Origin of the sequence: Sphingomonas sp. 37zxx (assembly GCF_000786205.1) — a bacterium.
Lineage (GTDB): Bacteria > Pseudomonadota > Alphaproteobacteria > Sphingomonadales > Sphingomonadaceae > Sphingomonas.
On sequence record NZ_JROH01000069.1, the window covers coordinates 1 to 11,765 of the forward strand.

Genomic DNA, 11,765 nt, shown 5'->3' on the forward strand with positions numbered 1-11,765 from the left:
GGATGGGACTGTCGGACTTCACCGACATGGCAGATCTTGCGGTCACGGTCGCCGGGGTTCCGCTCGATCACCGGCTCTATCACTTCCGTCTCGTCTGGTCGGGGTTCGAGCATGCCCATGTGATCCTGGGCGGCGAGAGCTATGTCGCGCTCGCCCAGGGGCTGCAGAACGCGCTGTGGGCCCTGGGTGGCAGAACGACAAAGCCTTTGGCCTTGTCGGACCGTTTGACGATTTCGATGGTCCATTTGCCGATCCGCCGCAACGCTTCGCGCAGCTTGTCACCAGCATAGCCGCCATCGGCGAACACATGGCGTAGCCACGGGAAGCGATGGATGATCTGCTCCAGCACCAGCGGCGCGCCGTCGCGGTCCTGGATGTCGGCGGTGTGGATTACGGCATGAACCAGATTACCTTCGGTGTCGGTCAGGATGTGACGCTTGCGGCCCTTGATCTTCTTGCCCGCATCATAACCCCGTGGCCCGCCGCTTTCGGTGGTTTTTACGCTCTGGCTGTCGATTACTCCCGCGCTGGGCGAAGCCTCGCGGCCATGCACCTCGCGTGATGCCATGAGCAGGCAATGGTTGATTGATTGCCACAGTCCGGTGTCGCGCCACAGGTAGAACCAACGGCGCACCGTCGAGACCGGCGGGAAGCCCGGTGGCAGCATCCGCCATGGCAAGCCACCGCGCAACAGATACAGGATCGCCTCGACGATCCGCCGCATCGGCCATTTGCATGGACGGCCCACGAACGATGGTGGTGGTATGAACGGTGCCAAAATCGCCCATTCAGTGTCGGTCAAATCGCTTGGCAAAGCCAGGCCCGCGCGGCCATACTGAGCCCGAGTGGTGTCAGTCCACATCGTTGATCTCCGGAAGTTTGTTGCAAAACCCCGTGAATCAGCGACTTGGGAAGGCGTCAAGCTAAGCCTTTGATACCAGTCAACTTAACTTCGGATCAGGCTCTCAAGCGCACCTGCCCAGGCCCAGGGGTCAATGTCGCCGCAGCCAAAGCGGGGCAATTGCGCGCCCCGCTGGTCGGATGTCCTAAAGCCCGGCGGGCCGCGGACTGACACATGCTATCCTGGCCGTAATGCAAAGCCGACATATTACCCCGGGGGCCGCGAATGTGGCGATGGCTATTACAGGAGCGCGGGTTGGTGCGTTCCGGGCGAGAAGAAATTCATCAAGGCTACTGCTGTATCGGCACCATCATCGGCCCAGCGCGCCGCAGGCGAAGCGACAGCATCGGCACCGGATTGCCCAGCTCCCGGTGCAAGCCAGGCCGGGGAATCGGCCGGTGTCCGATTGGGCGGCCTGATGGGTGGTCGCTCGGGAAAAGCTGGCCGTGCAGTTGCCGCCCTCGTCGATACGTTCGCTGGCATCGCACAACCACGCCAGCGTCACGAGGACAGGCGATTGTGGCCGTGCCGGGCCGGCACCATTGCCCGCTTGCCCGGAGCGTGGGCTGTCTACCTTCGATCGGGAAGCTCACCATGGACTCGGGTCGCGATTGCCGGGGGTTGGCAAGGGTTGTCGGTGTTCCGACACGATGAACCCGCTGCTACCTTCCACCCGGCTATATCTGGCATGCGCGGATCGGCCCGCGCGATCATGTTCGGTACGGACGTCTGGCGGGTATCCGCAACCGCCGATGCCATCGCAAAGGCGCCGACGGTTTCACCGATCAACAACAGCGACGGATCATCGCCGCTGATCGTTTCGACCAGAAACGCCAGCGCCGACAGCGGCCCGCGCAGGATGCGTTCGTCGGGCAGCGATACGTTGACCGCGACCAGCACTGGGGTTTCGGGTGTGCGCCCCGCCGCGATCAGCCGGCGCGCTACTTCGCCGGCGGCGGCAGCGCCCATATACACCGCAAGCGTCGATTCGGGGGCGGCGAGTGCGTTCCAGTCGAGGTCGAGCGCTTCGTCTGCACGGGCATGTGCCGTCACGAAAGTCAGCTTGCGTGCCATCCCGCGCAGCGTCAGCGATATGCCCGCCGATGCGGCGGCGGCGCTGGCGGTGGTGATGCCGGGGCAGATCCGCACCGTGATGCCGCGTTCGGCGAGATGGTGAATCTCCTCGGTCGAACGCCCGAAGATCGACGGGTCGCCGCCCTTCAGCCGCACCACGCGCTTGTCCGCAAGCGCGGCGGCGGCGAGCAGGTCGTTGATCGATCGCTGGTCCTTCGAATGACGGCCCGATCGCTTGCCGACATATACGCGCGCGGTCGCTGGCGGAATCAGCGCCAGCACGCCGGGGCCGACCAGCGCATCGTAAAAGACGATATCGGCCGCCGCGATCAGCCGTTCGGCCTTGCGCGTCAGCAGTTCGGGGTCGCCGGGGCCGGCACCGACCAGCCAGACCGATCCGGGGGCGAAATCATGCGGCATGGTGTGATCCTTCCGAAGCGAGCAGGCGGGCGAGCGCCGGGCGGCACGACCCGCAATTGGTCCCTGCGCCCAAAGCCGCGCCGATCGCGGCGACATCGACCAGTCGCTCCTGTGCGATCGCGTGCAGGATCGTTTGCAGCCCGACATCGAAGCAGGCGCAGACGATCGGGCCGCGATCGACCTGCTCGCCCGGTGCACGGCCCGCGAGCAGGTGCGGCGCGGCGACCGCCTCGCGCAGTTGATCGACCAGCCAATCGCGCGGGGGCAGGGTGCCGTCGCGGGTGACGAACAATGCCGCCGCAAGCCGACCGTCGATCAGAATCGCGACGCGCCGCGATCCCTTGGCGGCGTCGGCGGCTTCGATCCGCTGGCCATGCGGCAACAGCCGGTCGAGCGCGGCGGTGTCGCCATCGCCCGCCAGATCCCAGGCGGTGCCGCAGGGGACCGCGATCCGGGTCGCCCATAGGCAGTCGGGGCGCGCTTCGAGTTCATCGCGGACGATGAGGAAACCGCGCCAGGCGCAGGCCACCGCCTCGATCCGCGCCGGGGTCGATTTGAACCCCGGCTGGCCCGAAAACGGATCGGCGAGCGCGCGTGCCAGCAGCCCGGTGCGCCCGCCGCTTGCCTGCTGATCGGTCCAGTGGATCGGCACGAAGACTTCGCCCTCGCGCTGGGTGGCGACGATGCTGGCGCGGTACAGGCTGTCGCCTTGCGGTGTCGCAACCCGGACCAGGCCGCCATCGGCGATGCCAGCGCCGCGCGCATCGTCGGGGTGGATTTCGGCCATCGGCTGCTCGCGGTGGCGCGCCAGCTTGGGGCTGAGCCCGGTGCGAGTCATCGTATGCCATTGGTCGCGGTAGCGGCCGGTGTTGAGCGTCAACGGCCAATCGGCGAGCGGCGCGGCGATCGGCTTTTGCACGACCGGCACCAGCCGCGCGCGGCGATCGGGGGTCGAAAAGCAGCCATCGGCAAAGGGCGTGTCGCCCCAGCGAAACGGCGTCATCGCGTCATATTCAGCATTGCCGCCGCCCGATCGGCCGGGCAGCGTGAACAGCCGCTCGCCGTCATTTTCATAGGTCGACAGCCGGCAATGCTCGCGCCAGATGTCTGCGGGGCGATCATAGGCGAAGGCGGTGCGCCACCCCATCCGCCGCGCGACCTGGGTGACGATCCACCAATCGGGCCTGGCGTCGCCGGGCGCGGGCAGGAAGGCGCGCTGGCGGCTGATCGTGCGATCCGAATTGGTGACGGTGCCGTCCTTCTCGCCCCAGGCGGTGGCGGGCAGGCGGACATGCGCGTGGAGCGAGATATCGGTCTGCGCGATCACATCGGAAACGACGACGAACGGGCATGCCGCCAGCGCATCGCGCACCCGGCCGGCATCGGGCATCGACACCGCGGGGTTGGTCGCCATCACCCACAGCGCCTTGATCCGCCCTTCGCCCACTGCGCGGAACAGATCGACCGCCTTCAGCCCCGGCTTGGTCGCCATATTGGGCGCGGCCCAGAACCGCCCGACCCGCGCGACGTTTTCAGGTGCGAAGTCCATATGCGCGGCGAGGCTCGAGGCCAGCCCGCCGACCTCGCGCCCGCCCATCGCATTGGGCTGGCCGGTGATCGAGAAAGGCGCGGCACCGGGCTTGCCGATGCGACCGGTGGCGAGGTGGAGGTTGGTGATCGCGTTGACCTGATCGGTGCCCGACAGCGACTGGTTCACGCCCTGGCTGAACATCGTCACGGTGCGCGGGTTCGCCGCAAACAATTCGAAAAAGCGCCTGAGGTCTTGCGGCGGCACATCGCAGATGCGCGCCACCGACCACAGGTCGCTTCCCTCTCCAACCCGGTCCCAGAAATCCTCGGGCGTCGCGACATGCGCCGCCAGATAAGCGTCGTCGACTACGCCCGCCTCGCGGCACCAGGCGAGCAGCCCGTTCATCAGCGCTACATCGGTGCCCGGACGGATCGCCAGATGCAGATCGGCTTCGCCCGCGGTTTCGGTGCGGCGCGGGTCGATCACCACGAGCTTGGCCCCCGCCTCGCAGCGCGCGCGGATGCGCTGGTAAACGATCGGGTGGCACCACGCGGTGTTCGACCCGACCAGCACGATCAGGTCGGCGGCGTCGAGATCGTCATAGCTTGCGGGTACGACATCCTCGCCGAACGCGCGCATATGGCCCGCGACCGCGCTGGCCATGCACAGCCGCGAATTGGTGTCGATATTGGCCGAGCCGATAAAGCCCTTCATCAGTTTGTTGGCGACGTAATAATCCTCGGTCAGCAACTGGCCCGAGACGTAGAAGGCCACGCTGCCCGGTCCGTGCTGCGCGATCGTGTCGCGGAAGCGTTTGGCGACCAGGTCGAGCGCCTTGTCCCAGGTCGCGCGGCGCTTGCCGATCATCGGGTGGAGCAGCCGCCCTTCAAGCCCGATCGTCTCGCCCAGATGCGTACCCTTTGAACACAGTCTGCCGGCATTGGCGGGATGATCGGGATCGCCCGCGATTGTCGCGCTGCGCTCGCCGGTCGGGGTGGCAAGGATGCCGCAGCCGACCCCGCAATAGGCGCAGGTGGTGCGGATGCTCAAAGCCCTCTCCCCTCCGGGGAGAAGGTTGGGAGAGGGGCAGTGCGGAGGCGCCGCGGCTCCAGCCCCTCTCCCTGACCCTCTCCCCGGAGGGGAGAGGGAGAAGAATAGCGCGCCCTCACGCCGCCGCCTGCATCGTGCTTGCCCGGCAGATCAGCACCCGCCCGCCGCTCAGCTTCACCGGGATCACCGGTGTACACCCCTTGTCCTCCCCCAGCGCTTCGCCCGTCGCCAGCGCGATCCGCCAATTGTGCAGCGGGCAGGCGACCGCGCCGCCATGGACGATGCCCTGGCTCAGCCGCCCGCCCTTGTGCGGGCAGCGATCGGCGAGCGCGAAGACGCGGCCGTCGCCGGTGCGAAAGACCGCGATGTCGTCGCCGCCTTCGACCTGCACCGTGCGGCTGCCGCGCACCGGGATTTCATCGGCCCAGCCGATGTCGAGCCATTCACCGATCACGCCATTTCCTTCGTTGCATCATGCGGGGTGAAGCGCGCCATCGGCGCATGCTGTTCGCGCTCTGCCCCCGCCGCGCGCGCAGCCCAGGGGTCGTCCTGCAAAAACTGCTGCGCGAAGAGGAACCGTTCGGCGAGCGCATCGCGTCCCTCCGCGTCGTCGGCGATCCGCGCGCGGATATACGCGACGCCGACGCGCTCGATCCACGGCGCGGTGCGCTCGAGATAGCGCGCTTCCTCGCGGTATAATTGGATGAAGGCGGCGCAATAATGCATCGCCTCGGCCTCGGTGGCGACCTTGCACAGGAAATCGGTCGCGCGCACCTTGATCCCGCCATTGCCGCCGACCGACAGCTCATAGCCGCTGTCGACGCAGACCACGCCGAAATCCTTGATCGTCGCCTCGGCGCAATTGCGCGGGCAGCCGCTGACCGCGATCTTGAACTTGTGCGGCATCCACGAGCCCCAGGTCATCCGCTCGATCTTGACGCCAAGCCCGGTCGAATCCTGCGTGCCGAAGCGGCACCATTCGGAGCCGACACAGGTCTTCACCGTGCGCAGCGACTTGCCATAGGCATGGCCACTGACCATTCCGGCGGCGTTGAGGTCGGCCCAGACCGCGGGCAGATCCTCCTTCTTGATCCCGAATATATCGAGCCGCTGGCCGCCGGTGACCTTCACCATCGGCGCGTCATATTTCTCGACGACATCGGCGATCGCGCGCAGTTCGCGCGGGGTGGTCAGCCCGCCCCACATGCGCGGCACCACCGAATAAGTGCCATCCTTCTGGATGTTGGCATGCATCCGTTCGTTGACGAAGCGGCTTTGCTGGTCGTCGACATATTCGCCCGGCAGCGCGCACAGCAGATAATAATTGAGCGCGGGGCGGCACGACGAACAGCCATCGGGGGTCGACCAGTGCAGCTTCTGCATGACCTCGGGGATCGAGCGCATCTGCTGCGCCACGATTTCGCGGCGGACATCGTCATGGCCGAAGCTGGTGCAGTTGCACATCGTTCTGGGACCGGCTTCGACCGCGTCGCCCAGCGTGATCGCCAGCAGCGTCTCGACGATGCCGGTGCACGATCCGCACGATGCCGATGCCTTGCACCCCGCGCGCACCGCATCCAGGCTGTGCCCGCCGGCTTTGATACAGGCGACGACCTGTCCCTTGGTCACGCCGTTGCAGCCGCAAATCTCCGCGGTATCGGAAAGCGCTGCAACGGCGGCCTTAGGGTCCGCCGCGCCCCCTCCCGAGGCGAAGGCTTGGCCAAAGATCAGCATGTCGCGGATCGCGCCGATATTCTCGCCGCGCTTGAGCAGGTCGAAATACCAGCCGCCATCGCCGGTGTCGCCATACAGCACCGCGCCGACGATGCGGTCGTCCTTCACCACCACGCGCTTGTAGATGCCGCGTGAGGCGTCGCGCAGCACGATGTCTTCGGCACCGTCGGTGCCCGAGAAATCGCCCGCCGAGAAGACGTCGAGCCCGGCGACCTTGAGCTTGGTCGAGGTCACCGATCCGCGATAGCCACTGTGGCTGCCGACCAGCCCGTCGGCGAGCGCGCGGCACATGTCCCACAGCGGCGCGACCAGCCCATAGACCTGGCCGTCATGCTCGACACATTCGCCGACCGCGAGGATCGCGGGGTCGCTGGTGACCATATGATCGTCGACCTGGATGCCGCGCCCCACCGCCAGCCCGGCGTCGCGCGCGAGTGCCACCGAGGGGCGGATGCCGACCGCCATCACCACCAGGCTGGCGGGGATCAGCGTGCCGTCCTTCAGCCGCACCCCCTCGACCGCGTCGGTGCCGACGATCTCGGCGGTGTTGGCCTGGGTGAGGATCGTCTGGCCGCGCGCTTCGAGCGCCGATTTGAGCAGCCAGCCTGCCGCCTCGTCGAGCTGGCGCTCCATCAGCGTCGGCATCAGATGGATCACCGTCACCTTCATGCCGCGCAGCGTGAGCCCATGCGCCGCCTCCAGCCCAAGCAGTCCGCCGCCGATCACCACCGCGTCGCCGCCCTTGCCTGCGGCGGCCAGCATATGATCGACATCGGCCATGTCGCGAAAGGTGATGACCCCGGGCAGGTCCTTGCCGGGGACGGGAATGATGAACGGGTCCGATCCGGTGGCGATCAGCAGCCGGTCATAGCCGACCGTGCGCCCCGATCGTGCAGTCACGGTCCTCGCGGTGCGATCGATCGCCAGCACCGGATCGCTGGTGACCAGCTCGATCCCGTTGGCGGCGTACCATTGGCGATCGTTGATCACGATTTCGTCGAAGCTCTTTTCGCCCGCGAGCACCGGCGACAGCATGATCCGGTTATAGTTCACATGCGGCTCGGCCCCGAAGATCGTGACGCGGTAGCCGCTGGGATCGCGCGCGATCAGCTCTTCGATCGCGCGGCAGCCCGCCATGCCGTTGCCGATCACGACCAGATGTTCGCGTTCGGACGCGGCGGCGGGATGTGGTTGATGGCCCATTGGGTCGTCCAGCGGGAGGGGCAGGGGTGGGCGCATCAGATCCGCACCCCGGCAACGGTGGTCCAGCGCGCACGCCAACGCGGCTTGACCAGGGTCAGTCCGGCAAGCGCGATCAGCGACAGCGCGGCGAAGATCAGGAAGCCCGGCTGGAAGCTGCCGGTCCATTGCTTGGCAAGGCCCAGCGACGAGGCGAGGTAGAAGCCGCCGACCCCGCCCGCCATGCCGACCAGCCCGGTCATCACCCCGATCTCGGCGGCGAAACGCTGCGGCACCAGTTGGAACACCGCGCCGTTGCCTGCGCCCAGTGCGAGCATCGCCAGCACGAACAATGCGAGCGCGGCATCGACTCGGCTGGCCGCGCCGACTCCCGCCAGCGCTACCGCGGCGACCGCGAACACCACCGACAGCGTCTTGACCCCGCCGATCCGGTCGGCGAGCGCGCCGCCCATCGGCCGCACCATCGATCCGGCGAACACGCAGCCCGCGGTGCAATAGCCCGCCAGCACGGTATCGAGCCCGAACCGGTCGGTGAAATAGATCGGCAGCGACGCCGCCAGCCCGACGAACCCGCCGAAGGTGACCGCGTAGAACCCCATCAGCGACCAGGCATCGGCTTGCTTGAGCGGTTCGAGATATTCGGACAGGCGCTTGGGGGCAGGAGCGCCCGGCGCATCCTTGGCGAGCGCTAGATAGACGATCAGCACCAGCGTCAGCGGGATGCACGCGAGCCCCAGCACCGCGTTCCAGCCGAACATCTTGGCCAGCGTCGGCGCGAAGAGGGCGGCGAGCACCGTGCCCGAATTGCCCATCCCGGCAAGCCCCATCGCTTTGCCCTGATGTTCGGGCGGGTACCAGCGGCTGGCGAGCGGCAGCGCGATCGCGAAGCTCGCCCCGGCAAAGCCCAGGATCACCCCGAGCGCCAGTGTGCCGGCAAAGCTGTTCACCCCCAGTGCCCAGGCGCTGAATAACCCGCCGATGACGATGATCTGGCCGATCGCTCCCGACCGCTTCGGCCCGATCCGGTCGACCAGCAGCCCGTTGACGACGCGGAGCGCGGCGCCGGCGAGCGTCGGCACCGCGACCATCAGCCCCTTTTGCGCGGGCGTCAGCGCCAGCGCCAGGGCGATGTCGGGGGCGAGCGGGCCGAGCAGCACCCACACCATGAACGCGAAATCGAAATACAGGAACGCCGCGATCAGCGTCGGCTTGTGGCCGCTGTCCCAAAAGCTGCGGGTCGGTTCGTTCGGTTCGTCATGCCAGAAGGTCGTTGCCATGGTCGTGCCCCCATCTGCGATGGACAAAGAAAAAGCCGCCCCGACGGCGACCTTGCGGGCGCGTCGGAGCGGCTTCGTTGCCTGTGGACGACTATTCGGTCGTCCGACGCGGTTCGGTCCCTTCGTTGGAACCTTGCGCGGTTATCTCGTGCCGGGCTTCCTTGCCCGACGACGTGAAGATGACCGATTCGCAGGCGCGACGCAAGCGCCGTTTCGCAATCGCAGCATGATCAGGGCAATGCCTTCAGATAGCCCGGAATATCGTCGGGATCGAACGCGCGGTGATCGAAGAACGGGTCGCGCCCCAGGATCAGCCGCCCCTGCGTCGACCCAGCCGCGACTCCGGTGCCGCCGATCGCGCCTTCGATCTTGGAGCTGGCCCCCGGCAGCGGCGCGCCCGATCCGGCGAGCGCGGCGCGATAGACATCGGGCCGGAACACGCCTTGCGCAGTCTCCGCCTCCGCCGCCGAAAACGGCGTGCCGTCCCATCGGGTCATTTGCGAATAGAGCCACGCCGCCTGGCTGCGCCACGGGAAGTTCGCCGCCTCACGATATTGGAACATGAAATCGGGGACGTGGACCGGCTCGGCCCCCTGCACCAGTCGAACCCGATCGCCGATCGCGCGCGCGATCGGGTCGACCGGCGCGGCGAGATATTCGGGACGCGCGAGGATCGCGGCGCTTTCGGCCTGGCTGTCGGCATCGACGAAATGCGCGGCGGCGGCGTGCAGTGCGCGTATCAGCCGCGCGACGGTGTCGCCGCGCTGCGCCAGCGTGTCGGCGGTCATCGCCAGCACCTTCTCCACCCCGCGCCGCCAGATTTGCGCGGTGACCAGCGCGATCCGCCCGACTCCGCGGTCGACCGCAACGCTGTTCCACGGTTCGCCGACGCAGATGCCGTCGATCTCGCCCGCCGCCAGCGCATCGGCGGCGAAGCTGGGGCTGATCGTCACGATCTCGATGTCGACATCGGGGCGGATGCCGGCCGCAGCGAGCCAATAGCGCAGCATGTAATTATGGCTCGAATAGCGATGCACCACGCCGAAGCGCAGCCGCACGCCCGCAGCGGCACGCGCCAGCGCCAGTGTCTTGAGCCGCGCTCCCAGCACCACCGGATCGCCAAGCGACTCGTCGTCGAGCAGCCGGTCGGCCAGCGGCAGCGCCAGCGTGATCGCATTGCCGTTCAGCCCCAGCACGAACGGAACCGCCATCGCCACCGCCGGTCGCCCCCGCCCCAGCGCGGTCGCCAGCGCAAGCGGCGCGACCATGTGCGCGGCATCGGTATGCCCGTACAGCACCCGGTCACGCACCGTCGCCCAGCTCATATCCCGCACCAGCTCGATCTCGATCCCCTCGGCCCGCGCGAACCCCTGTTCGCGCGCCAGGATCGGCAGCGCGGCATCGACCAGCGGCAGGAAGCCGATTCGAACCCGGTCGAGCGCCATCACATGTCTCCCATCAACGCGTCGCTGGTGATGATCGCGTCGGCGATCTCGGCGATCCGGCGGTTCGACCGCATCGCCTGCGCACGCAGCAGGCCATAGGCTGCGGGCTCGTCGATGCCGCGCCGTTTCATCAGGATCGCCTTGGCGCGATCGATGGTGGTGCGGTCGGCGAGCGCGCTTCTGGCTTCGTGCAATTCGGCCTGCAGCCGCGCAAAGGCCTGGAAGCGGCGGATCGCCAGGTCGAGCACCGGCTTGATCCGCTGCTTGGCCAGCCCATCGACGATATAGGCCGACACCCCGGCATCGACCGCGGCCGCGGTCGATTCGGCATCGCTCTGATCGACGAACATCGCGATCGGCCGGTCGAGCGCGCGCGACACCGCGAAAAACTCCTCGAGCACGTCGCGGCTGGGGTTTTCGAGGTTGATCAGCACCACTTCGGGCGCCGCCGCCTCAAGCTGCGCCACCAGCCGCCCGCCGCTGTCGATGATCACCAGATCGTCGAGCCCTGCCTCGCGCAGCCCATCCGAAATGATCGCGGCACGCGTGGTGCTGGTGTCGATGATCGCGATCCGCATCGGTCCATTAGGCCGGGTTGGGCGGGGATGCCAACGGCTTCGTGGGCAGATTGTTTGACGCGAGACCCGGTGGTTGATTCAAGGCTTCCTTTTGGAGGCGGGCTTGGGCCGGGGCGATCTGAGCGAAGCTGAGGGGCGTGTTTTGAAGGGTTTGCTGCCGATTGATGCGGCAAACCGGGGGCCTGGGCCACCGCCCGAGGAGAACCGTTCGATCATTAACGGCATCCTGTGGCGGCTGCGCTGCGGCACGCCTTGGCGCGATGTGCTGCCCAAATATGGCAACTGGAACACGATTTACCGGCGGTTTCGGCGCTGGTGCGAGGCCGGGGTGTGGGAGGCCGTATCGGTCACGCTGGCCGAAAAGGGGGGCTCATCGACGCTCGCTTGGCCGCTCGCGGGGCGGGTTCACCAGTAAACTTCACTGTCTGGCCGATGCCCGAGGGCGACCGCTCGCCTTCCGCCTGACGGTTGGCGAAGCGGCCGATTGCAAGGCCTATGACACGCTGATCGCTTTGCCAGAGCGGCCCTAACAGGCTGCTGAAAAAGGGCTTGGCT

The 11,765-nt window shown here is 67.3% G+C and carries 7 protein-coding genes and 3 pseudogenes; 2 read left to right on the forward strand and 8 right to left on the reverse strand.

Features of this window, described 5'->3' with window-relative positions:
- Window positions 1–191 (forward strand): annotated as a pseudogene (locus QU44_RS17970) (IS21 family transposase); the annotation flags it as partial.
- Here the strand turns inward: QU44_RS17970 and QU44_RS15995 are convergent.
- The 8 genes and pseudogenes from QU44_RS15995 to QU44_RS16030 all read right to left on the reverse strand — a co-directional run.
- A pseudogene (locus QU44_RS15995) lies at window positions 182–862 on the reverse strand (IS5 family transposase); the annotation flags it as partial. The pseudogenes QU44_RS17970 and QU44_RS15995 sit on opposite strands and share 10 nt — an antisense overlap.
- Window positions 863–1,642: 780 nt before the next feature.
- A pseudogene (gene cobA, locus QU44_RS16000) lies at window positions 1,643–2,395 on the reverse strand (uroporphyrinogen-III C-methyltransferase); the annotation flags it as partial.
- On the reverse strand, window positions 2,385–4,976 hold the full coding sequence (locus tag QU44_RS16005; RefSeq protein WP_033923413.1) for a nitrate reductase: 2,592 nt from the start codon (window positions 4,974–4,976) through the stop codon (window positions 2,385–2,387). The pseudogene cobA and the gene QU44_RS16005, both read right to left, overlap by 11 nt.
- A gap of 115 nt (window positions 4,977–5,091) precedes the next feature.
- Complete coding sequence (nirD, locus tag QU44_RS16010; protein ID WP_033923414.1) at window positions 5,092–5,430, reverse strand: nitrite reductase small subunit NirD; 339 nt, start codon at window positions 5,428–5,430, stop codon at window positions 5,092–5,094.
- Window positions 5,427–7,913 carry a nitrite reductase large subunit NirB gene (nirB, locus tag QU44_RS16015; protein WP_033923415.1) on the reverse strand — a complete coding sequence of 829 codons (2,487 nt, stop codon included), beginning with the start codon at window positions 7,911–7,913 and terminating at the stop codon, window positions 5,427–5,429. Before nirB ends, nirD begins: the two co-directional genes overlap by 4 nt.
- A 35-nt stretch (window positions 7,914–7,948) precedes the next feature.
- Entirely contained in the window at window positions 7,949–9,187 is a 1,239-nt protein-coding gene (locus tag QU44_RS16020; protein WP_033923416.1) for a nitrate/nitrite transporter, read from the reverse strand.
- Window positions 9,188–9,417: 230 nt separating this feature from the next.
- Window positions 9,418–10,632 carry a CmpA/NrtA family ABC transporter substrate-binding protein gene (locus QU44_RS16025; protein WP_033923417.1) on the reverse strand — a complete coding sequence of 405 codons (1,215 nt, stop codon included), beginning with the start codon at window positions 10,630–10,632 and terminating at the stop codon, window positions 9,418–9,420.
- Entirely contained in the window at window positions 10,632–11,210 is a 579-nt protein-coding gene (locus QU44_RS16030; RefSeq protein ID WP_033923418.1) for an ANTAR domain-containing response regulator, read from the reverse strand. The genes QU44_RS16025 and QU44_RS16030 overlap by 1 nt, the downstream gene beginning before the upstream one ends.
- A gap of 103 nt (window positions 11,211–11,313) precedes the next feature.
- On the opposite strand from QU44_RS16030, the gene QU44_RS16035 reads away from it, so the two are divergent.
- A complete protein-coding gene (locus QU44_RS16035; RefSeq protein ID WP_269429180.1) occupies window positions 11,314–11,625 on the forward strand; it encodes a transposase in 312 nt (103 codons plus the stop codon).
- Window positions 11,626–11,765: the final 140 nt, after the last annotated feature.